The 22,824-nt window shown below is 65.7% G+C and carries 20 protein-coding genes and 1 pseudogene; 1 reads left to right on the forward strand and 20 read right to left on the reverse strand.

The genetic code is table 11. The features are described 5' to 3' along the window. From DVS29_RS31035 to DVS29_RS31095, 13 genes and pseudogenes are all read right to left on the reverse strand, one after another. Positions 1 to 495: pseudogene (locus DVS29_RS31035) on the reverse strand (RND family transporter); the annotation flags it as partial. A 65-nt stretch (positions 496 to 560) separates the two neighbouring features. Next, on the reverse strand, positions 561 to 2,390 hold the full coding sequence (locus DVS29_RS31040; RefSeq protein WP_118184361.1) for a DUF1302 domain-containing protein: 1,830 nt from the start codon (positions 2,388 to 2,390) through the stop codon (positions 561 to 563). Between the two features lie 69 nt (positions 2,391 to 2,459). After that, positions 2,460 to 3,821 (reverse strand): DUF1329 domain-containing protein, encoded by a 1,362-nt coding sequence (locus DVS29_RS31045; RefSeq protein ID WP_240655881.1) that lies wholly within the window; start codon positions 3,819 to 3,821, stop codon positions 2,460 to 2,462. A 277-nt stretch (positions 3,822 to 4,098) separates the two neighbouring features. After that, entirely contained in the window at positions 4,099 to 5,442 is a 1,344-nt protein-coding gene (locus tag DVS29_RS31050; RefSeq protein ID WP_118184363.1) for an aspartate aminotransferase family protein, read from the reverse strand. A gap of 76 nt (positions 5,443 to 5,518) precedes the next feature. Further along, the gene (locus DVS29_RS31055) at positions 5,519 to 7,024 is read right to left on the reverse strand and encodes an aldehyde dehydrogenase family protein (RefSeq protein WP_118184364.1); all 1,506 of its coding nucleotides are present in this window, start codon (positions 7,022 to 7,024) and stop codon (positions 5,519 to 5,521) included. A gap of 214 nt (positions 7,025 to 7,238) precedes the next feature. After that, positions 7,239 to 8,213: a helix-turn-helix domain-containing protein gene (locus DVS29_RS31060; protein ID WP_164708028.1), complete on the reverse strand. Its 975-nt coding sequence runs from the start codon at positions 8,211 to 8,213 to the stop codon at positions 7,239 to 7,241. A 281-nt stretch (positions 8,214 to 8,494) separates the two neighbouring features. Continuing rightward, entirely contained in the window at positions 8,495 to 9,271 is a 777-nt protein-coding gene (hpaI, locus tag DVS29_RS31065) for a 4-hydroxy-2-oxoheptanedioate aldolase (protein WP_118184366.1), read from the reverse strand. A 9-nt stretch (positions 9,272 to 9,280) separates the two neighbouring features. After that, the gene (gene hpaH / locus DVS29_RS31070; protein ID WP_118184367.1) at positions 9,281 to 10,084 is read right to left on the reverse strand and encodes a 2-oxo-hept-4-ene-1,7-dioate hydratase; all 804 of its coding nucleotides are present in this window, start codon (positions 10,082 to 10,084) and stop codon (positions 9,281 to 9,283) included. A 2-nt stretch (positions 10,085 to 10,086) separates the two neighbouring features. Beyond that, positions 10,087 to 10,503, reverse strand: a complete 417-nt coding sequence (locus DVS29_RS31075; protein WP_118184368.1) for a 5-carboxymethyl-2-hydroxymuconate Delta-isomerase — start codon at positions 10,501 to 10,503, stop codon at positions 10,087 to 10,089. Between the two features lie 20 nt (positions 10,504 to 10,523). After that, entirely contained in the window at positions 10,524 to 11,387 is an 864-nt protein-coding gene (gene hpaD, locus DVS29_RS31080) for a 3,4-dihydroxyphenylacetate 2,3-dioxygenase (protein WP_118184369.1), read from the reverse strand. Between the two features lie 84 nt (positions 11,388 to 11,471). Beyond that, a complete protein-coding gene (gene hpaE, locus DVS29_RS31085) occupies positions 11,472 to 12,929 on the reverse strand; it encodes a 5-carboxymethyl-2-hydroxymuconate semialdehyde dehydrogenase (RefSeq protein WP_118184370.1) in 1,458 nt (485 codons plus the stop codon). Between the two features lie 26 nt (positions 12,930 to 12,955). After that, on the reverse strand, positions 12,956 to 13,714 hold the full coding sequence (locus DVS29_RS31090) for a fumarylacetoacetate hydrolase family protein (RefSeq protein ID WP_118184371.1): 759 nt from the start codon (positions 13,712 to 13,714) through the stop codon (positions 12,956 to 12,958). Beyond that, positions 13,711 to 14,484, reverse strand: a complete 774-nt coding sequence (locus DVS29_RS31095; RefSeq protein ID WP_118184372.1) for a fumarylacetoacetate hydrolase family protein — start codon at positions 14,482 to 14,484, stop codon at positions 13,711 to 13,713. Before DVS29_RS31095 ends, DVS29_RS31090 begins: the two co-directional genes overlap by 4 nt. Before the next feature lie 133 nt (positions 14,485 to 14,617). Here DVS29_RS31095 and hpaR point away from each other — a divergent pair, with 133 nt between their 5' ends. Continuing rightward, positions 14,618 to 15,064 carry a homoprotocatechuate degradation operon regulator HpaR gene (gene hpaR / locus DVS29_RS31100; RefSeq protein ID WP_240655883.1) on the forward strand — a complete coding sequence of 149 codons (447 nt, stop codon included), beginning with the start codon at positions 14,618 to 14,620 and terminating at the stop codon, positions 15,062 to 15,064. A gap of 153 nt (positions 15,065 to 15,217) precedes the next feature. Here the strand turns inward: hpaR and DVS29_RS31105 are convergent, their stop codons facing one another. From DVS29_RS31105 to leuC, 7 genes are read right to left on the reverse strand one after another with little or no spacing between them, the layout of a single operon-like run. Continuing rightward, a complete protein-coding gene (locus DVS29_RS31105; RefSeq protein WP_118184373.1) occupies positions 15,218 to 16,045 on the reverse strand; it encodes an ABC transporter permease in 828 nt (275 codons plus the stop codon). 1 nt (position 16,046) lies between these two features. Continuing rightward, positions 16,047 to 17,360: an ABC transporter permease gene (locus DVS29_RS31110; protein WP_240655885.1), complete on the reverse strand. Its 1,314-nt coding sequence runs from the start codon at positions 17,358 to 17,360 to the stop codon at positions 16,047 to 16,049. Between the two features lie 14 nt (positions 17,361 to 17,374). Continuing rightward, entirely contained in the window at positions 17,375 to 18,415 is a 1,041-nt protein-coding gene (locus tag DVS29_RS31115) for an ABC transporter substrate-binding protein (protein ID WP_118184374.1), read from the reverse strand. A 28-nt stretch (positions 18,416 to 18,443) separates the two neighbouring features. Then, entirely contained in the window at positions 18,444 to 19,550 is a 1,107-nt protein-coding gene (locus DVS29_RS31120; RefSeq protein WP_118184375.1) for an ABC transporter ATP-binding protein, read from the reverse strand. A gap of 49 nt (positions 19,551 to 19,599) precedes the next feature. Continuing rightward, positions 19,600 to 20,664, reverse strand: a complete 1,065-nt coding sequence (leuB, locus tag DVS29_RS31125) for a 3-isopropylmalate dehydrogenase (RefSeq protein WP_118184376.1) — start codon at positions 20,662 to 20,664, stop codon at positions 19,600 to 19,602. After that, the gene (gene leuD, locus DVS29_RS31130) at positions 20,661 to 21,299 is read right to left on the reverse strand and encodes a 3-isopropylmalate dehydratase small subunit (protein ID WP_118184377.1); all 639 of its coding nucleotides are present in this window, start codon (positions 21,297 to 21,299) and stop codon (positions 20,661 to 20,663) included. The genes leuB and leuD overlap by 4 nt, the downstream gene beginning before the upstream one ends. Next, positions 21,277 to 22,716 carry a 3-isopropylmalate dehydratase large subunit gene (gene leuC / locus DVS29_RS31135; RefSeq protein WP_164708029.1) on the reverse strand — a complete coding sequence of 480 codons (1,440 nt, stop codon included), beginning with the start codon at positions 22,714 to 22,716 and terminating at the stop codon, positions 21,277 to 21,279. The genes leuD and leuC overlap by 23 nt, the downstream gene beginning before the upstream one ends. Positions 22,717 to 22,824: the final 108 nt, after the last annotated feature.

A 22,824-nucleotide genomic window follows, 5' to 3' on the forward strand; every position in this document is an offset into this window, starting at 1 on the left:
CGAGACGAGCGTGCCGATATAGCCGCCATCGGTTGCCGATTTCCGGATCTGCGCGACGATTGCCGGCGTCAGCTGCGGCGGCGTGATCGTGCCGTCAATCACAGGATCGGCGCGAAAACCGTCTTCGGTGATCTCGTTGACGAACGCGTTCGGCGTCCACAGCGACTGCACGCCCTGCCGGTCGACGTTGGGCAGAAACATCACCGCCTGGGTCGCCTTGTAGAGCCGCGTCAGCCCCTCAGGCGTCCAGATGCTGCCGTTGCGCGCACGCACCACCACGGTAATGCGGTTCGCGCCGAACAGGTCGTTGCGGTACTGCTGGAAGGTCTTGATGTACTCGTGGCCGATCGGCATCTGCTTCTCGAAGCCGGCCTCCATACGCAACTGCACGGCGAACACGGCCATGACCGCGGTGAAGATGCCGATCGCGGCCAGCACGATCGCACGATGCCCGAAGAAGAGTTTCTCGAGACTGATGACAAAGCGATTCAACACGGCGCTATCCTTCAAGTAGATCGGCGGTGCGCATCAGTGCGCACCGCCTTGCTGCACTTGCGGCACTAGAAATTGCGCGTCGCGAACATGCCCACGAAATTCCGGTCCGCGTAAGGCTGCCCGACGGTCTGGTGACCGCCGAAGAACGCCGTGAAGTTGATGCCCGCCTGCCAGACCGTCGGGTTCTGGTTGAACAGCACGTAGAAGTTCAGTGACTTCGCGCCCTGCAGGTAGTTGGCCGTGAAGGTCGGCGTATAGCCGTACAGCGCATCGGCGAAGGTGATGCCCGGCGTCACCTGCCAGCCAGGAATCACCGTGCCGTCGTAGGTCCAGTTGAAGTCGACGGTCGCGCCCACCGAGCTCGCGGTCCCTTGCGCCTCGGCGATCGGATAGCCAAGGCCCGAGCTGTTGTTCAGCCACGCGTAGTAGCCCGCGGCAGGCACCTGCGTGACGCTCTGGCCGTTGACCGTGCGCGTCACGCCGCTCGAACTCAGGCCCGGGTAGTAGATCCACGTCAGTTCGGCCGTCAGCACCGCGAGATCGGCGTGCAGCAGCTTCAGGAACGGATACTGGCTTTGCGTGAGGTTCAACTGCCCGTTGATGTCGTACTGGAATTTCTTCCGGTCCACCCACTGCTGGCAATCGACACCCGACACACCGTTCGTGTTCGCATCGAGCGCACCGCCTGCGCCGTAGCAGCTCGACAGCGCCACGGCGTCGCGCGGCCGGTACGACAGCTCCGTGCCGATCGCCCAGTCGCCGAGGCCGAAATTCGCGCTGGCGCCGAACAGCTGCCGGTTCTGCAGATACGAAAACTGGTTCGAACCATTGGCCAGCGTCGACAGCACCGGCGACTTGTCCGTGTAGTTTTCGTAGTAGAAGCCGAAATTCACATCGAGGTTCTTCGGCCGGTAATTGAGCTTGAGACCGAATTCCGGCTTGAACTCGCTCGGCAGCCGGGTCGACACCGGAATGCCGAGCGAGTTGTACGGCGACCCCGCAAACTGCCCGTTCACGAGGCCCTGATTGATGCCCGACAGCGTGGCGGAATTGCCCGAACTGGCGCCCGCGATAGTGCCGGCATCCACGCCGGCCACGTTGAAGTTGTTCGTGCTCACCGTATACGGCACGGCGCCGCGCCCGAAATTGTTGCTCACCGACCAGTACGAGCCGACCGGCGGATAGCGGTTGCCGTTCCATTGAAACTGGTAGTAGCCCTCGGTGCTGAGGCCGCTTCCGAGCCCGGCCGCGAAACTCAGCATCGGCGCGGGTAACAGCGCCTGCTTGAGCTGCGTGCCCGGAATCAGCAGCTTCTGCACATCGACCGAGTTCGTCGCGTTGATGCCGTTCGTCGCGAAGTAGCTCTCGCCCCAGTTGATGACCTGATTGCCGAGCCGCACGTGCGCCGGTTCGCCGCCGATGTTGAAGTCCTTCTCGCCCCACAGATCGAGCAGCTGCGCGTTGTAGACCACCTGCGCCGACGCCGTGCTGGACAGCGGCGTGCGCGCGGTATCGCCGGCGAGGAAGTCGTACATGCCGGTGCCGCGGATCATGAACTTGTAGCCTTCGCTCGGCATCGTCAGCAGCAGCTCGCTGGTCGCGCTCAGATACGTACTGAACGGTTGCCCCTTCCGGTAGTTCAGGTCGCCCATGTCGCCGCCGCCCCACTGATTGACGTTGGCCGCGTCGCCACAGCCGTAGGCGTTCGGGTCGCCCGTCAGCGAACAGCTCGGACTCTTGGTGCGGATGCCGGCACCCGCTGTGAGATTCGATACCCACGAGCCGTTGAGATCGCCCAACCCCGTCGAAAAGTCGTAGCCCCAGGCGCTCGACGACGCGGCACCCAGTACGGCCAGCGACAGCGATACCGACTTGCTAACCCCTTTTGTTTTCATCTGGAATCCTTCACATTGTCGTCACACCGGGCGCGCGTCTCGCCGCGCGCCACGCCTGCATGGCCAGCTTCAGCGTTCGCTGATCGAGCGCAGGTTTTCCGAGGAGTAGTAGTTGGCCGAAAAACGCGGATCGCTCGAGCTCTCGAAGTAGTGCACGTCCTTGCCGGCGCCGATCACGGTCTGGTCGTCCACATAGCGGCCGTTGAGCAGGTTGTATTGCGCGAACGGCTCGATGTCGCAGGTGCCGCCCAGTTCCCAGATCGGAATCGGGTAGCCTTCCTTGGTCTTCCAGAGCTTGCCTTGCGCGTCGTAGTCTTCGCCGACCAGCGCGAGGTACGTGTCTTCGTCGAGGTACAGCACCTTCTTCTGCGACACGTGCCGCATGTTCGACTTCAGCGCCGCCTCGAGCACGTAGACGCGATGCAGCTCATATCGCCGTGCCGAAGGATCGACCTGGTCGTTCTTGAAGACGTCGCTGGTAGACTTCCTGAAGTCGTACATCGCGAAATCGTTGTACGGCACGTACAGTTCCTTCTTGCCGACCAGCTTCCAGTCGAACCGGTCGATGTCGCCGTTGAAGAGCCAGGGTTCGTCCACCGTGTACTGGTTTTCGAAGCCGATCTGCGGCGCGTCGTAGTTGTAGGACGGCATGCGGCGCACGCGGCGCTGGCCCGGGAAGTAGTAGTACGCTTCGGCCTGGTTGTCCGCGAAATGGAAGGTCTGCACCACCGCCTGGCCCGCCATCGCCGCCGGCGAGTCGTAGCCGTAGTAGATCGAGAACAGCGGATCCTTCGCGCCGAGCGTATTGGCGCCCTTCGCGCCCCACGGGAAATACAGCGTCTGGCGGCTCGTTACCGAAATCCAGTCGGTGCTGCCCGGGCGAGGCGACACCATCGTGTAGACCTTGTCCCACTCGGCGCCGACGCCGCGATAGCGCGTCAGATAATTCCAGATCGCCTGCTGCCCGCTTTTGGCTCCGGGGAACGGCAGACCGGGCAGCACCGCGCTTTGCAGGTGATCGCCGGTCGGATCGAGTTTCGCGCCCTCGGCATTCTTCTTGATGTTCTCCTGCACCCAGTCCGGATAGCCGCAATCGCGGTGGGTGGGATAGACGTCCATCCGGTAACCCTTGACCTGCTTGAAGAGCGCGATCTGGCCGGGCGAGAGCTTGTCCGTGTACTTGTCCACGTTCGACGCGTCGATCGAGAAGAGCGGCTTTTCGTTCTTGTACTTCCAGTAGTCGCCGCGGAACTTGCCGTAGCTCCAGCCCGCCTGCGGCGCATCGCGGCCCGCGAAGGCCGGAATCGCGCCGTCGGCACTCGCAGCGCCTTCCGCGCCGGTCGCCGTCGGCGAGCCCGACGATTGGGCGAGCACTCCGGCAGCGATCGCAGTCAGTGCCGCAAGGACACCCGCTCTAGCCAGTCGTTTCATCTCCAACTCCTTCATCGCACGTTTCGTTATGGATTCCGAATTAAACAGGTGTGACAAAGATCGCAGATCTGCTTCCTGTCATGCGCCTGGTTCGTTGGTGGAAATCTAGAGGTAACAAAAAGAACGCTTTAGCCGAAATTGGCAAACGGCATCGGCGAACGGCGGGTGAATACCCGAGTCGGGCGGCCAGCGGACACTGCAGGCAAAAAGAAAGCCCTTGCGATCCGCTCAGGACCGCAAGGGCGCGAGGATGCCGCGTTGCGAACCGCGGCAGTCTTTACGGACTGAAAGGCACTTTCTCGAAACCGGCAGCGAGGCCCTGCACGAGCGCGTCGATCTGCTCGCGCTGGATCACGAGCGGCGGCGACAGAATGATCTTGGTGCCGACCGGCCGCACGATCACGCCGGCTTCACGCGCGACTTCCGCGACGGCCTGCGCGTAGCCGGACGCGGGATCGACCGGTTCGCGCGTCGCGCGGTCGGCGACGAGGTCGAGCGCCACCATCAGCCCCTTGCCGCGCACTTCGCCGACTGCCTCGAAGCGCGCGGGGAAGTCCCGCAACTGCTCGAGCAGATAGCTGCCCTGGCGTTTCGCATTGCCAGGCAGGTCTTCGTCGACGACGATCTTCAGGTTCGCCAGCGCCGCCGCGCACGCCACCGGATGGCCCGCATACGTATAGCCGTGCATGATCGCGCCGGAAAAATCGCTGTTGTTCGCGAACGCCGCCTCGATGCGCGCATTGACGGTCGTGGCGCCGAGCGGCACATAACCGGACGAGATGCCTTTCGCGAGGCACATGATGTCGGGCTTCACGCCCCAGCCCCGGCTGCCGAACAGGTCGCCCGAACGGCCGAAGCCGGTCACGATTTCGTCCGCGATCAACAGCACGCCGTATCGATCGCAGACCTCGCGCACGAGCGGCCAGTAGTTCGCGGGCGGCACGATGACGCCGCCCGCACCCTGAATCGGCTCGGCAATGAATGCCGCGACCGTATCGGGGCTCTGGAACACGATCTCGCGCTCCAGCAGCATCGCGCAGATGCGGCCCAGTTCCTCCGGGTCCTGCGTGAACGGATTGCGATAGAGCCACGGTGTCTCGACGTGAAAGCAGCCAGGAAGGTTCGGTTCGTAGTTGCGCCGGAACACCGTGTTGCCGTTCACCGACGCGCCGCCAAAGTGCGTGCCGTGATAGCCCTGTTTCAGCGAAATGAACTTGGTGCGATCCGGCTGTCCTTCGAGGCGCCAGTATTGGCGTGCGAGCTTCAGCGCGGTTTCGACCGCATCCGAGCCGCCCGAGCTGTACACGACGCGCCGCATCCCCTCCTGTTCGAGCAGACCGGTCAGCACCGACGACAGCTCTTCGGCGCGTGGATGCGAAATGCCGTCGAAGAGCTGGAAATATTCGAGCTCGTCCAGCTGCTTCGTGATCGCTTCCTTCACTTCGCGCCGGTTGTGGCCCACGTTCACATTCCACAACCCCGCCACACCGTCGACGAGCTTGCGGCCGCGGTCGTCGAACACATGGCAGCCGTCGCCGCGCACGATCCGGATCGGTTCGCGCGCCTTCATCTCGTTCGGATGCAGCATTGGATGCCAGAAGCGGGACTCCTGGTAACTCATCGTGACCTCCTTCGTTCGAAACATTCGCGGCACCGCGCCCTGCGATTCACTGCTTCGGGGCTGCGGCGTCGCACGATCAATGCGCGATACAGACCGACTTCAGCTCGGTGAAGCCATCGATCGCCTGGCGGCCGAACTCGCGGCCGATGCCGGACTGCTTGAAACCGCCGAACGGCATGCCCGGATCGAGCGGAATATGGCAATTCACCCACACGGTGCCCGCCTGGATCTCGGGAATCAGGTTGAGCGCGGCCTTCAGGTCGTTGGTCCAGAGGCTGGCCGTGAGACCGTACGGTGTATCGTTCGCCATCCTGATCGCATCGGCGGTGTCGTCGAACGGAATCGCGACGAGCACCGGGCCGAAGATTTCCTCGCGAGCCACGGTGGCGTCCTGGGCGACGCCGGTGATCACGGCCGGCTTCACGTAGTAGCCGTCGCGATCCGGCGTGTCGCCGCCGCATAGCAGCGTCGCGCCTTCGGCACGGCCGCGGGCGATGCTGGCCGCGACGGCGTCGCGATGCCGCGCGGACACGAGCGGGTTGATCTGCGCGGCGGGATCGAGTCCCGGTCCGAGCGTCATCGAACCCGCCGCCGCGGCGAGCGCGTCGGTGATCTGCGCGAAGCGGCTGCGATGCACGTAGAGACGCGATGCCGCGGCGCACACCTGCCCCTGGTTGAAGAACGCGCCGGCCAGCACGCCCTGCACGACCTGGTCGGCGTCGACGTCGTCCAGCATCACGATCGGATTCTTGCCGCCGAGTTCGAGCGAGAAACGCGTCATGTTCTGCACGGCCGCGGTGCCGACGAGCTTGCCGGTGCGCGTCGAACCGGTGAACGAGATCTTGCTGACGACCGGATGCCGGACCAGCGCGTCGCCCGCAACGGCGCCGCCCGTCACGACGTTGAACACGCCCGGCGGCACGCCCGCTTCGCTCGCCACCCGCGCGAGCAGCAACGCTGTGAGCGGCGTTTCGGGCGACGGCTTGATCACGATCGAGCAGCCGCTCGCGAGCGCCGGAATCAGTTTCCAGACGGCGATCATCAGCGGGAAATTCCACGGCACGATGCCCGCGACCACGCCGACCGGCTCGCGCCGCGTGTACGCGGTAAAGCGTGCGCCGGGCGGAAACGGGATCGACACGTCCATCGTCTCGCCGGTGATCTTGGTCGCCCAGCCCGCCATATAGCGGATGTATTCGACCGTCGCGCCAACCTCGACCGCACGCGCGATATTGATCGACTTGCCCTGATTGAGCGTTTCCAGCTGGGCGAACGTTTCGCCGTTCGCCTCGAGCGCATCGGCGAGCTTCAGCAGGATCCGCTCGCGATCCGCGGGCCTCAGCTTGCGCCACACGCCGCTTTCGAACGCGCGCGCGGCGCTGCTGACGGCGGCATCGACATCCGCGGCATTCGCATCGATCACCTGCGCGATGCGGGTGCCGGTCGCCGGGCCGAACACGTCGAGCCGCGCCGACGATTGCCCGGCATGCCAGCCGCCATCGATAAAGAGACCATGTTCGCGCGCCACGAAAGACGCGACCTCGTCGCTGATCGCGACCATTCCACTGCCCTGGCTTTCCATATGCTCCTCGCTCTCCTCGTGCCGCCTTCGTTCGGGAGAACGTGGCGGTGCCAGGACATCATAGAAAGCACAGGAGCGGCGCCGTTAGCCCAAATCGGCACATCTGCGGGATGCATGGAAACGCCTGCGGGTCCGCGGGTTCATGCGTCCCGCGCAGGACTGCGGACAGGTGACAAAACGGGTTCAGGCCGTTGCAGGGATCGGAAAGAGAAGCCTAGTGAAACGTCGAGCGCAGGGACGCGCCGGAGGTTTCGAAACGCTTCGTATCGGAGGGCAGCTCGCCGAACAGCGACTTGTAGTCCGCGGTGAAGTGGCTCAGGTGAAAGAAGCCGAAGCGCGCGGCCGCGTCGCCGATCGACAGCGCCGCGCGCGTCGAGGTCATCAACGCGCGGCGCACCTCCGACAGGCGAATGGCGCGCAGATAACCCAGTGGCGTCGTATTCGCGACGCGCTGGAAGCTGTTCTGCAACGTACGGCGGCTCACGCGCAGCATGCGGCACAGATCGAGCACGGTGACCGGCTCGGTGCCGCCCGCCAGCACGATCTCGCGGCTCTTGCGCACGAGATCGCAACTCACCGCGTCGGTCAGGTCCGCCTTGCGGTCGGACGCGTCGTCGGTCAGCACGTCGAGCAGAATGCCGAGCATCGTATGCCGGAACATCTTCTGCGCGTGCAGCGACTCGAACATGGCCTCGTTCTGCGTCGCCGCGCCGAACGCATCGCCGAGACGTCTGACCGCGTTCGCATAGCACAGCGGATCGGTCGCCAACGGACGTCCACGGCAGCGCTGCGTGGACCACGCGAGCTGCATGCACTCGACCAGTTCGGCGAGTTCGTCGGCATCGAAGGTCAGGATCAGCGTGTCCATGCCTTCGGCGACATGAAACACGAAGTCCTCGCGGCTCGCGAGCGCATGCAGCGAGTTCTGCTCGAACCTGCGCCCTTGCAGCGTCGCGTCACCGGGCACGTGCAGCGGAACCGCGAAGCTCACCCCGCCGACGGGCGCGGCGCCGTATTGCGCGACGCGCTGATTGAAGACCTCGCGGAACACGTGCAGGCGATCGACGACGACCTGCGTCAGCAGGCATTGAATCCGGCCGGACGTAATCTGATAGTAAGACTGATCCCAGCCCGCCAGCGCATTCGCGTGGAGTTGAGCATCGTCGAACTGGGCGATCTGAACCGCCATCCCGAACCACCGTTGACAGGGCTCGCGCGCCATATCGGCACACGTCGCCAGTAAATGGAGCCGTCGAACGCGCGCACCTGCCGGCAGTGCACCGGCTCTGTGCGAACACGCGGACCCTTCAGCATAACGACCGCTGCTGGACGACAGCGTGCAATATCTGCGCCGGGTCGCCTATCGGGATTAATCCGGTTCCGCGGCTCCGCGGTGGGTGAACCAGGCGATGCGATGCGCTGCCGCGCCTTCAACGATGCGAGCGGTCGGTGTCGTGATCGCGATGGCTCTCAGACAAGCGCCGCCTTGTACGAAGCAGCCAGCTCCGCGGCCGCGCGGCTCAGCAACCCGGTATCGCTGCCGACCGCGACGAAGGTCGCGCCCGCCGCGAGATAGTCTTCGGCGATCGGCCGGTCGGCCGCTAGCACACCCGCCGCTTTTCCCGCGGCCCGCACCGCGCGGATACCCGCGCAGATCGCTTCGCGCACCGCCGCTTCGCCGGGCCTGCCGAGATACCCCATCGACGCACTCAGATCCGCCGGCCCGAAAAACACGCCGTCGATGCCGTCGACCCGCGCGATCTCCGCGAGATTCGACATCGCCGAGACCGTCTCGACCTGCACGAGCACGCAGAGTTCGTCCGCCGCGTTCTGCAGATAGCCCGGCACGCGGTTCCAGCGCGACGCGCGCGCTAGCGCGCTGCCCACACCGCGAATGCCGTGCGGCGGGTAACGCGTCGCGGCGACCGCTTCCGCGGCCTGCTCCACGGTGTCGATCATCGGCAGCAGCAGCGTCTGCACGCCGATGTCCAGCAGCTGCTTGACGATCGCGGGGTCGCTGCGCACCGGGCGTACGACCGGATGAGTCGGATAGGCGGCGACAGCCTGCAGTTGCGCGAGCGTGCTGCGCACGTCGTTGGGTGCGTGCTCGTTGTCGATCAGCAGCCAGTCGAAGCCGGTGGTCGCGAGCACTTCAGTCACATAGGCATCGGCCAGCGCGGCCCACAGACCGATCTGCGGTGTACCCGCGGCGAGTGCGCGTTTGAATGCGTTGTGCGGAGCGGACATGGCAATCACTCAGATGAAGTTCAACGCGATCCCGCCGAGCGGACCGTAGTCGACATGGAAGGTATCGCCGGCACGCGCGGCGATCGGACTCGTGAACGAACCACTCAGGATCACGTCGTTCGCGTTCAGGCTTTCGTCGTACGGCGCGATCTTGTTCGCGAGCCACGCGACGCCCGTCGCTGGGTGGTTCAGCACCGCGGCCGCCAGCCCGCTCTCCTCGACCGCGCCGTTCCGGTACAGCAGCGCGCCGACCCAGCGCAGATCGACGTCGAGCGGCCGTACCGGCCGACCGCCGAGCACCACGCCCGCATTTGCCGCGAAATCGGAGATCGTGTCGAACACCTTGCGGGGCGCCTTCGTTTCACGATCGAACTGCTCGATGCGCGCGTCGATGATCTCGATCGCGGGCGTCACGTAGGCGGTCGCATCGAGCACGTCGAACAGCGTGACGCCCGGCCCCTTCAGCGGCCTGCCCAGCACGAACGCCAGCTCGACCTCGACGCGCGGTGCGATGAAACGGTCGGCGCGGATATCCTGTCCGGCTTCGATGAACATGCTATCGAGCAGCGGCGCGTAATCGGGCTCGTCGATCTGCGACGAGCGCTGCATCGCGCGCGAGGTCAGGCCGATCTTGCGGCCCTTGATCACGCGGCCTTCCGCGAGCTTGAGCTTCACCCACTCGCGCTGGATCGCATAGCCATCCTGAATGGTCATCTCCGGATAGGCCGCCGAGAAATGCCGCAGCTGCGTGCGGGTCTTCTCCGCCTGATCGAGCTGCGCCGCGAGTTCGCGAATGGTCTTCTGGTCCAGCATGTTCACTCTCCCTGAAGCGCCCGCGACTTCAGCCGCGCGTGAAGACTGTTGTGCTTCCACGTACCGGCCTCGCTGAATTCGTTGATTTCGAGCGACAGCGCCAGCCCCTGTTGCTCGAACTCAAGTTCGAAGTGCTGTTTGATGATGCCGAACAGCGCGTCGCCCGTCGCTTTCTTGACCGCGTCCGACCGGCCTGCGCCGATCTTCAGGTTCGCGTGCAGGAATGCGGCGTCGGGACGCCCGTCGGCGACGCAGAACTGCTCGCAGCGCAGCGCGCGCACGCGGATACCGCCGGTCGGATAGACCCGTTCGTTGCCATTACGCTGCGCATCGAGGCTGCCCGCAAGCTTCGCGCACAGTTCGCCGATGCTGCGGTCGCCGGCGAGATTCGCGCTGTATTCAAGTGTCAGGTGCGGCACATCGGCTCCTTGTCGGTCGGTCAGGCGGGCAGCGGCATCACGGGGAAGATCGCATTGATCTGCCCCGTGCCGGAGCTGCCGAAATACGGCGTGACGACTTCGGCCTTGCCGGCGTAACGATCCCAGCCGAGCGCGCCCAGCAGCATCGCGGTGTCGTGCATGCCGCCTTCGCCCCAGCACTTCTCGTTGTAGAGCGGCAGCATCTTGCAGAAGGTCGACCAGTCGCCCTTTTCCCACAACGACACGACATGACGGTCGGTCTCTTCGAGAAACGGATCCCAGACCTTGTGCATGAACTGCTCGGCGGTGCCGTTGTTCGCGAAGTGGTGGCTGAGCGACCCGCTCGCGAGAATCGCGACCGTGCCGTCGTAGTGCTCCTCGATCGCGCGGCGCACCGCGAGTCCGAAGCGTGCGCTCGTCTCGAGGTCGTGCCACATGCACCAGCCCGCTACCGATACGGTGCGAAAATGCTGATCGGCATTCATGTAGCGCATCGGCACCAGAGTGCCGTATTCGAGTTCGAGCGTCGTGTCGCTGTGCGCGCGCGTCTTCACGCCGATTGCGTTCGCCGTTTCGGCGATCAGGTGACCGAGCGCGGGGTTGCCCGGAAACGCGTAGGGCATGTTCCGGATGAAGTGCGGCAACTCGTTGCTCGTGTACGTACCCGCGAACGTCGGCGCGCAGTTGATGTGATAGTCGCTGTTCACGAGCCAGTGCACGTCGAACACGACGATCGTGTCGACACCCAGCTCACGGCAGCGCCGGCCGATCTCGTGGTGGCCGTCGATCGCCGGCTGCCGGCAACCTTTGTGAGGTCCATCCAGTTCGGACAGATACAGCGAAGGAACGTGCGTCACCTTCGCTGCCAATGCCAGTTTGCCCATCGCTGTCTCCTTCATGTCTTCGCGCCGCGGCTCGCTTTGCACCGCGAGCTGCGCGTTTTTGCCTGCGGGCGTAGCCGGTCCCGCTCAGACGCCCCAGCGGGGGATGTGGTGCGAGCCGAGCGACACGCAGACGTTTTTCGGTTCGAGGAACACTTCGTAGCTCCACGTGCCGCCCTCGCGCCCGACGCCGGATGCCTTCGTGCCGCCGAACGGCTGACGCAGATCGCGTACGTTCTGGCTGTTGACGAAGCACATGCCCGCTTCGATCCCCGCCGCCAAGCGGTGCGCGCGGCCGGCGTTTTCGGTCCACACATAGCTCGACAGCCCATATGCGATGTCGTTCGCGATGCGGATGGCGTCCGCTTCGTCGTCGAATGGAATCAGGCACGCAACCGGCCCGAAGATCTCTTCCTGCGCGATCCGCATGCGATTGTCGACATCGACGAACACGGTCGGCGCGACGAAGTTGCCGTTGCGCATCGAATCCGGCAACGCGGGCAGATCGAGTCCGCCGCACGCGAGCGTCGCGCCTTCCTTCGGACCCAGTTCGATGTAGCTGCGCACCTTCGCAAGATGCCCCTGGCTGATCATCGGGCCGACGATCGTGCTGTCGCCAAGCGGGTCGCCGACGCTCAGGCGCTTCGCGCGCTCGACAAAGCGTTCCGCGAACGTCGCGTAGATCGACTTCTGCACGAGGATGCGCGAACCCGCCGTGCAACGCTCGCCGTTGTTCGAGAAGATCATGAATATCGCGGCATCGAGCGCGCGTTCGAAGTCGGCATCGTCGAAGATCACGAACGGCGACTTGCCGCCCAGTTCCATCGAGAACTTCTTCAGGCCGGCCGTCTGCACGATCCGGTTGCCCGTCGCGGTCGAACCGGTGAACGACACCGCGCGCACGTAGGGATGCGCGACGAGCGGCTCGCCCGTCTCCTTGCCGTACCCGTGCACGACGTTCAGCACGCCGGCCGGAATGCCCGCTTCCATGGCCAGCTGTCCGAGCATCGCCGCGGTCAGCGGCGACAGTTCGCTCATCTTCAGCACCGCCGTGTTGCCGAACGCGAGACACGGCGCCACCTTCCACGTGGCCGTCATGAACGGCACATTCCACGGCGAAATCAGCGCGCACACGCCGACCGGATGAAACAGCGTGTAGTTCAGATGCGTGTCGGTGGGATAGGTGTGGCCATCCACGCGCACGCACATCTCGGCGAAATAGGTGAAATTGTCCGCGGCGCGCGGCACCAGCTGCTTGCGCGTCTGCGAGATCGTCTGGCCGGTATCCTTCGTTTCGGTCTCGGAGAGTTCGGGCACGTTCTTCACGATCAGCTCGCCCAGCCGGCGGATCAGTTTCGCTCGCTCCGCAGCCGGCTTGTCGGCCCACGCCGGAAATGCCTCTTTCGCCGCCTGCACCGCGGCGGCGACATCCGCGGCCGTACCGCTCGCCACCTCGGCCAGGACTTCCTGAGTCGCGGGATTGACCGTTTCGAAGTAGTCGCGCGCCGCCGCCGGCTTGCCGTTGATCAGATGTTCAATTCGCATCGTGTTCTCCAGTCAGACACACGCCATCAGACGCGGCCAAAGTCCGCGTCCGAAGCAATCGTATTGACGAGACGCCCGAGACCGTCGATCTCGCAGACCACCTCGTCGCCCACCACGACATCGGCAACGCCTTCCGGCGTGCCGGTCAGGATCACGTCGCCGGGCGCGAGCGTCATGAAGCCGCTCAGATACTCGATAAGCGCCGGGATATCCGTGACCAGATCGCAGGTACTGCCGCGCTGCCGAAGCTCGCCGTTGACGTAGGTGCGCAGCTCCAGTTGCGTGACGTCGGCAACATCGGCGGCATCCACGAACCATGGGCCCAGCACCGTGCCGCCATCGCGATTCTTCACGCGCAGGTTCGGACGGTAGTAGTTCTCGAGATAGTCGCGGATCGCGTAGTCGTTCGCGATCATGTAGCCCGCGACATGCTGCATCGCGTCCGCGCGCGGCACGTTCCGCGCGGGCCGGCCGATCACGACCGCGAGCTCGCACTCGTAGTGCATAAACGTGACGTCCGACGGCCGTCGCGTGAAACCGCGATGACCGACCACCGAGCCCGGCCCCTTGAGAAACACGAGCGGCTCCTCCTGCTTGCCGAACTGCAACTCCTTCGCATGCTCCGCATAGTTCAGACCGAGCGCGAAGATCGTGCCGGTGTCGATCGGCGCGAGCCACACCACCTCGTCTTCACGACAGGTGCGGCCATCCGCAAGCCGCACGCCCTGCGCGTCCGGATACGCTTCATAAATCGCGCCCGCATACGCGATGCGTCCTCGTTTCATTGCGGCTCCCCATTGCGTTGAACGGCGCTGACAAACGAGACGCGCAACGGCGCCCAGCCGGCGATCGAGAACACCACCTCGTCTCCGGCGCGCACGATGGGCACGCCGTGCGGCACGCCGAGCGTCAGCACGTCGCCGGGTGCGAGCGTCATGAAGTCGGTTACGTCGGCCAGCAATTGCGCGACGCCGCGCACGGAGCTCGCGGTGCTCGCATGGAACGCTTCGCGCCCCTCGATGCACACGTCGATCGATAGCTCGTCAGGATTCCTGACATGACGACGCGCGACCAGCGCGGGCCCGACCACACAGAAGCCATCGCGCGCGCGAAACCGTACCGACGGCCGGTAGACGCTCGCATGCGGCACAGCGAGGTCCACGACCAGCGTATAGCCCGCGACGTAATCGAATGCGTCGCCGGGCGTGACGCGCGACGCGGTACGCCCGATCACGATGCCGAGCGATGCGCCTGCCTGCAGGCCTTCCGTGTCATCCGGCACCACGATTCGCGCGCCGTGCCCGGCCAGCGTATTGCGCGGCTTCAGATACAGCACCGGAGCCCGTGGCGGCGCCTTGTACGGCGCGGCATGCAACGCATCGCCGAGCGCGGCAAGCGCGGCACGGTCGTTGAGCAACGTGCCGTACACCGAACCGTGAACGGGCGGCTGGCACGCGACGCCTTCCGCCAGCAGCGTGCGCACGCCGGCCGCATCGACATCGCGCGGCAGCGGCTCGTCCGCAAGGTGCAGCCTGTGATCGCAGAGTGTGAACATCGCTGTACGTCTCCCGCTTAATTCACTAACATATTAGTATTATTCTGCCTGCTATGATTCGCCGTCAAGCATCTTCCGCTTTACAGCGGGTTTTCCCGCAGCCCTTTTCCCATTCAATCGATCAGCTTTCACCATGGGCGCTTCGACTGCCAAACGCGCGCTACACCGCAATCTGCCGATGCTGTTGCTGCAGGCACGGGAAAAACTGATGGAACGCTTCCGCCCGCTGCTGAACGCGCACGGGCTCACGGAACAGCAATGGCGCGTGATCCGCGCACTGCACGAGCACGGCCCGCTGGAACCGCGCCAGATTTCCATCCTCTGCACGATCTCGAGCCCCAGCATGGCGGGCGTGCTCGCGCGTATGGAAGCAATGGAACTCGTGACGAAGGAACGTTTCGAAGACGACCAGCGCCGCGTGCGCGTGTCGCTCACACCGGTCAGCGTCGGCATCGTCGAAAGCCTCTCCACCGACGTCGAGGCGAACTATCGCGAACTCGAACGCGATATCGGCAAGCACGTTCTCGAAGACGTCTACCAGGCAGTCGACCGGCTGCTCGCGGAACTCGACTCGAAGTGAGCGACAGGCGGTATCGCGGATCTCAGCTGCGTCATCTCGTCCGCAGCGAACGCTCGGACTCCCGGGTCCACTCTAGGTAAAGCGCGCCGCCCGCGTTAGCCCGAATCGGCAGTCCGTTGCAACGCACGGGGCGATGCTGTTCGAGACACCAGCTCAAGCGCGCCCGAGGCCGCGCCGCCGCAGCCGTTCGCAGGCAACCAGCAGCAGCGTCGAAAACAGCACCAGCACCGTCGCGAGCGCGACGATGGTCGGCGTAATGCTGTCGCGGATGCCGCTGAACATCTGGCGCGGAATCGTCGTTTGATCCGGTCCGGCGAGAAACAGCGTGATCACCACTTCGTCGAACGACGTCGCGAACGCGAACAGCGCGCCGGACAGCACGCCCGGCAGGATCAGCGGGAGCGTGACGCGCCGGAACGTTTCCACCTGCCCCGCCCCGAGACTCTGGCTCGCCCTGACGAGCGCGCCATCGAAGCCCTTCAGCACCGCACCGACGGTCGTCACGACGAACGGCGCGCCGAGCAGCGCATGCGCGACGATGAGGCCGGTGAACGTGCCGGCCAGATGCAGCTTCATGTAGAACAGGTACATCCCCACCGCGACCACCACCAGCGGCGCGACGAGCGGCGACAGGATCAACGCGGTCAGCGCCCGCTTGCCGGGAAACGTCGCACGGTCCAGGCCGAGCGCGCACAGCGTGCCGAGTACCGTCGCCAGCACGGTCGCGCTCGGCGCGACGATGAAGCTGTTGCGGATCGCGCGCCACCAGGTATCGGAGCCGAACAGCACGCGGTACCAGTGCAGCGACCAGTGTTCGACCGGATACACGAGGAACGCATCGGCCGAAAACGACAGCGGCATCAGCGCGACGATCGGCAGTACCAGGTATGCGAGCACGCCGTAGCACAGGATGCGTTGCGCGACGTACCAGGTTTTCTCCGGCCAGCGCGCGTAGGGTTCGAAGACGGGCGTTCGACGCATCTCAGATCTCCGCCGCGGCAGCCGGCCGCGAAGCGGCGAGCATCCGGTACACGATGAAGAGCAGCGCGGTTGCGCCAAGCAGCATGACGCTCAGTGCCGCTGCGAGCCCCCAGTTGATCGTCGTGTTCGTGAAGTACGCGATGTAGTAGCTGAGCATCTGGTCGCCGGCACCGCCGAGCAGCGCCGGCGCGATGTAGTAGCCGAGCGCGCTGATGAACACCAGCAGCGCGCCCGCCGTGACACCCGGGATCGTCTGCGGCACGTACACCCGCCAGAACGCGCCGAACGGATGGCTGCCGAGCGAGATCGCCGCGCGCTGATAGCTCGCCGGAATGCCGCGCATCACCGCGAACAGCGGCAACACCAGGAACGGAATCAGGATGTGCACCATCGAAACGATCACGCCGGTGCGGTTGTAGAGCAGGTTCAACGGTGTGTCGATCAGATGCAGCGACGCCGCGACCTTGTTGATCAGCCCTTCGCGCGGCAGCACCACCATCCACGCCGCGATCCGCACGAGGATCGACGTCCAGAACGGAATCAGCACCGCCATCAGCACCGCGCGCTGCCGGCGCTCGGGCAGCCCGGCAAGCCAGTAGGTCAGCGGATAGCCGAGCAGCACGACGATCGCGGTCACGACCGCGCTGATCCAGAACGTGCGGCCGAGGATCGGCAGGTAGACGCCTTCGTCGTTCGGCAACGGCACGATGGCGCCGTCCGGCGCCCGTGCGTGATCGACTGCGCGCAGCAGGTAGACCGATGTCAGCGGACGGATCGCGCGCGCGATGACCTGCCATGTTGCCTGGTCGCCCCAACGCGGGTCGACCGACAGCAGATCGCGCCGCGCGGTCTCGCCGTCGGGCTGTGCCGTGCCGCTTGCCTCGTCTTCGAGACGATGCCGCGTGCGCAGCAGCAGCACGCGCATGCCCGGCAGATCCTGGTTGAGCCGCGCGGACGCTTCACCAAGCGTGCCGGCGTCGTCTGCCGCGACGATATCGGCCGCGACGGCGGCAAACGCGCGCGGCGGCGGCTGGTTCGTGCCATCCCAGCCGGCGAGCGCGCGCGCCGTCTGCGGAAACGCGACGGCGACGACCGGGTCCCACACTGCACGCGTCAGCAACAGCGCGATCGGCACGATGAAGAACACCAGCATGAACACCGCGAGCGGCGCGATCAGCAGCGCCGCGCCCGCCGGATCGCCGTGCACGCGGCGCCTGCGCGCGGCACGCGGCCGCGCGCGGGACGACTGCGGCGTGGCCTCCGACGCCGATGCCACGCCCGCGCCCATTTGCGACGTACCCGACGGATTCGTCATCGCGCGCACCAAGGTTAGCGCGCGGCCCAGGCGGCGAAGCGCTGGTCGAGATCGTCGCCGTGCTCGTCCCAGAACTGGCGGTCGTTGACGACGCCGTTTTTCGCGTGCTCAGGCGTGTTCGGCAGGTTCTTCAGTTCGTCCGGCGACATCTTCGCGAGTGCCTGCGAGTTCGACGGGCCGCCGGGCTGCAGCGCCAGATACGCTGCCTGCTGGTCCGCGCCGATCGTGTAGTCGATGAACTTCATCGCGTCGTCCTTCATCGGCGAGCCTTTGGGGATGACCCAGTAGTCGTAGTCCGAGATCGCGCCGTTCCACACGATGTCGAGCGGCTGGCCCTGCTTCCGCGCGGTGATGATGCGGCCGCTGAACACGGTCGACATCGCCACGTCCCCCGATACCAGGAACTGCGCGGGCTGCGCGCCCGCGTCCCACCACTGGATGTCCGGCCGCAGTTCGTCGAGCTTTTTGAACGCACGGTCGACGCCCGCCGGCGTCGCCAGCACCTTGTAGACGTCGGCGGGCTTCACGCCGTCCGCCATCAGCGCGAACTCGAGATTGCCGCGCGCCGACTTGCGCATGCCGCGCTTGCCGGGAAACTTCTTCGTGTCCCAGAAATCCGCCCAGCTCACCGGCGCGGTTTTCAGCAGCTTCGCGTTGTACGCGAACACGTTGGCCCATGCGAACAGCCCCACCCCGCAGCGCGTTTTCGCGGCGGGCGCGAGGTGCGCCGCGTCCGGCACCTTCGACCAGTCGATCCGCTCGTACATGCCCGAATCGCAACCGCGGCCCACGTCGGTGGACTCGACCTCGACCACGTCCCAGTCGACCTGATGGCCATCCACCATCGCCTTCACCTTGGCCTGTTCGCCCGAATACGACACCGGCGTCACATCGATGCCGGTCGCCGCCTGGAACGGCTTGATGAACGCTGCCTGCTGCGCGTCGGCGAGCGTGCCGCCATAATTGACCACGGCGAGCGGACGTGCGAGCGCGCCGTGCGACATCTGAACCGCAAAAAGCGCCACCAGTGCGCCCAGCCACTTTTCCTTACGCATGATCCACCCCGTGTCGAATATCCAGCCGTTACGAAAAAATCCGCAGATGACGCTCGGCGAACTGCAGCACCAGTTCGTCGCCAGCGTGCCCCTGCACCCATCCCGCGTCGCCGAGCGGGACCTTGACGAAGCCGTTCTCCTGCCCGTGCAGCGCGAACCGCACGCGCACGTGATCGCCGAAATACAGCGTGCCCGCCGTGCGCGCCCGCACCACGTTGATCGACGGCGCCGGCGCGCAGGCCGCGCCGGACGGCGGCAGCACCATCCGTTCGGGGCGTACGCATGCGCGCACCGTATCGCCCACGTGCAGTTCGCCCACCACCCGGCCGGCGAGCACACCGCCGTCCGGCAGCCCGACTTCGCCGCGCTCGCCATCGAGCGACAGCAAGCGGCCGACGAACACGTTGTTGTCGCCGACGAAATTCGCTACGATGCCGTTGCCCGGCGTTTCGTACAGCGAATCGACGCGGTCGATCTGCTGGATGCGGCCGGCGTCGAACACCGCGACGCGGTCGGACATGGTCAGCGCCTCGCTCTGGTCGTGCGTCACATAGACGAAGGTCAGACCGAGCTTGCTGTGCAGGTCCTTCAGCTCGACCTGCATGTGCTCGCGCAGACGCTTGTCGAGCGCGCCGAGCGGCTCGTCCATCAGCACGAGGCGCGGGTTGAACACCAGCGCGCGCGCCAGTGCGACGCGCTGCTGCTGGCCACCTGACAGGCTCTTCGGCAGACGGTTCGCAAACTCGCTCATGCGTACCATGTCCAGTGCGCGCTTCACGGCGGCGGCCTTTTCCGCCGACGCGACGCGTCGCACCGTCAGTGCATACGCGACGTTCTGCGCGACCGTCATGTGCGGAAACAGCGCATAGCTCTGAAACACCATGCCGATGTCGCGCTTATGCGGCGGCGTGGTGTTGAGCAGCGTGTCGCCCAGCCAGATCTCACCCTCGGTCGGCGACTCGAAACCCGCGAGCATCATCAGGCAGGTGGTCTTGCCGGAACCCGACGGCCCCAGCAGCGACAGGAACTCGCCTTCGTAGATGTCGAGATCGAGCGCTTCGACGACGCGCGTGATGCCGTCGTAGCTCTTGCCCACCTGGCGAAAGCGCACGATCGGTTGGCGGACATCGTTCATTCGGACCTCCTTCTGCTGGAACCCGTGGGCCGGCGAGACGCGATGCCGCTCACGACAGCGCGGCAACCACGAGGTCGCCCATCTGCGACGTGCCGATCTGCTTCGTGCCCGGCTCGGCGATGTCCGCGGTCCGGTAGCCGGACGCGAGCACCCGCCGCACCGCGCGTTCGATCCGCGCCGCCGCATCGGGCTGGCCGAGACTCATGCGCAGCATCATCGCCGCCGACAGGATCGACGCGAGCGGATTCGCGATGTCCTGCCCCGCGATGTCGGGCGCGCAACCGTGCACCGGCTCGTACAGCCCCTTCGTCCCGTCGCCGAGCGAAGCCGAGGGCAGCATGCCGATCGAGCCGGTCAACATCGAGGCTTCGTCGGACAGGATGTCGCCGAACAGGTTGCCGGTCACGATCACGTCGAAGCGCCGCGGCGAATGCAGGAGCGACATCGCGGCGGCATCGACATACAGATGCTCGAGTTCGACGTCGGGATAGTCGCGCGCGACGTCGTCGACGATTTCGCGCCACAGCTCCATCGCTTCGAGCACGTTCGCCTTGTCGACCGAGCACACGCGGCGGCGACGAAGCCGCGCGGTGCGAAACGCGGCGTGCGCGATGCGGCGGATTTCCTCTTCGTCGTAGCGCATCGTGTTGATGCCGACGCGCACGCCGTTCTCAATATGCACGCCGCGCGGCTCGCCGAAATACAGATCGCCCGTCAGCTCGCGCAGGATCACGAGATCGAGCCCGTCGAGATGCGACGCCTTGAGCGGCGATGCACCCGCCAGCTCCGGATACGCGACCACCGGCCGGAAGTTCGCGAACAGCTGCAGCTCGCGCCGCACCGTGAGCAACGCGTCGCCCGGACGCAGTCCACGCGGCAGCGCTTCATAGTGAAATCCGCCTTCCGCGCCGAACAGGATCGCGTCCGCGTCGCGCGCCAACGCCAGCGTCTCGGGCGGCAGCGGATGACCGGTGGCGTCGTACGCGCAGCCACCGATCAATGCATGGTCGAACTCGAGCGCCATGCCTTCGCGCGCAAAGACGTCGAGCACCTTGAGCGCCTGTGCGGTCACTTCCGGGCCGATCCCGTCGCCTGGGAGTACTGCAATCTTCATGAGTTGTCCTGTGTGTGCAGCGTTGACTGGTCCGGCGCGACTGCAAAGCCGCCGTTCGCGCGTTCATAGGCGTCGATGGCCGTCGCATACCGGAGCGTCATGTCGATTTCGTCGCGGCCGAGCAGCAACGCTTCTTTCTGGAACGGGTCGATGTCGAATCCGCTGCGGCAGCCGTCCGGCGCAAAAACGCATTGATTGGGCAGATCGATCCGCACGCGCGCACCCGGCGCGGCTTCGAGCGCGGCGACGAGCGACGCGACGAACGCGGCGTCGGCATTCACCGGCAGCACGCCGTTCTTCAGGCAATTGCCGTGGAAGATGTCGCCGAAGCTCGTGCCGACGAGCGCACGGATACCGAAATCCACGAGCGTATGCACGGCCTGTTCGCGCGACGAGCCGCAACCGAAATTCGGCCCCACCACGAGAATCCGCGCGTCGCGATACGGTGGGCGATTCAGCACGAAGCGCGGGTTCGCCGCGCCGCTCTCCGCATCGAAACGCAGGTCATGGAACAGATAGCGACCGTAGTCCACGCGCTGCGCATGCATGAAACGCGCTGGCACGATCTGGTCGGTGTCGATGTCCGCGGCGGGCAATGGCGCCGCGATCGCATCAAGTTGCGTCAGCGGTTGCATCGCGCAGCAGCTCCCGATAGTCGATCAACCGGCCGGCGACCGCGGCGGCGGCGGCCATGCCGGGGCTCATCAGATGCGTGCGGACGCCGCGTCCCTGACGGCCGACAAAATTGCGGTTCGTCGTCGATGCGATGCGCTCACCCGGACGGCCTTCGTCGCCGTTGATCGCGAGACACATCGAGCAGCCTGGCTCGCGCCACTCGGCGCCCGCCGCGAGAAACACGCGGTCGAGTCCTTCTGCGGCGGCGGCGGTCTGCACGGCGCGGGAACCCGGCACGACGAGCGTCGGCACCTGTACGCGGCGGCCGTCGAGAATCTGCGCGGCCGCGCGAAGATCTTCCAGGCGCCCATTCGTGCACGAGCCGATGAACACACGGTCCACCGGCAGCCCTTCGATCGGCTGTCGACCCTGGATACCCATGTAGTCGAGCGCGTCGAGCACCCGCGCGCGCTGCGCCGGATCCGCGATATCGACCGCGTCCGCCACGCGGCCGTCGATCGGTGCGGACTGCGATGGATTGGTGCCCCATGTAACGATCGGTGCGACCCGTGTCGCGTCGAGCGTGACCTCGCGCGCGAACGCGGCATCCGGATCGCTGCGCAACGTACGCCACTGCGCGAGCGCGTCGTCCCATGCCGTGCCTTGCGGCGCGAACGGACGGCCGCGCAGATACGCGACCGTCGTGTCGTCCGGCGCGATCATGCCGGCGCGCGCGCCAGCCTCGATCGACAGATTGCACAGCGTCATGCGCGCCTCGACGCTGAGCGCGGCGATCGTGTCGCCCGTGTACTCGATCACGTGGCCGGCGCCGCCCGCGACGCCCACCTGCGCGATCATCGCGAGCGCAAGGTCCTTGGCGGTCACGCCGAACGCGGGTGCGCCGCTGAAGCGCGCGCGCATGGTCAGCGGACGCCGCTGCCACAGTGTCTGCGTGGCGAGCACGTGGCTCACTTCCGACGCGCCGATCCCGAACGCGAAGGCACCGAGCGCGCCGTGCGTCGACGTATGACTGTCGCCGCAGACCACCGTCATGCCAGGCAGCGTCAGCCCCTGCTCCGGGCCGCTCACGTGCACGATGCCGTGGCGCGCGTCGTCGAGCGCGAACATCCGCACGTGCTGCTCGCGGGTGAAATGGACGAGCTTTTCGACCAGCTCGCGTCGCTCTGCATCGACGACGTCCATGATCGAGCGGCCGCGCGAGGACGCGTAATGGTCCGCCATCGCGATGGTCGCGTCGGGCTGCCGCACGCGCAAACCCTTGCGGGCCAGCACGTCGAACGTATCGCGCGGCAGGTCGTCGCCGAGATAGTGCCGGTCGATGTAGATGAGGGTGTACCCGTCGTCGCGTTCGTGCGCGACATGCCGCTCCCACAGCTTGTCGAACAGCGTTCGCGGCAGGCTCGTGACTCGATTCACGCAGGCTCCGTCCAGACTGCCGCCTGGCCGGTACGCGCCGCGCCAGACGTTCAGGGTGAATGACTGGAATGCAGTCTGCGCGGATCAAAAATGCCGCTGAAGACGTAT

Origin of the sequence: Paraburkholderia phosphatilytica (assembly GCF_003443895.1) — a bacterium.
In the GTDB taxonomy this organism is placed as follows: Bacteria; Pseudomonadota; Gammaproteobacteria; order Burkholderiales; family Burkholderiaceae; genus Paraburkholderia; species Paraburkholderia phosphatilytica.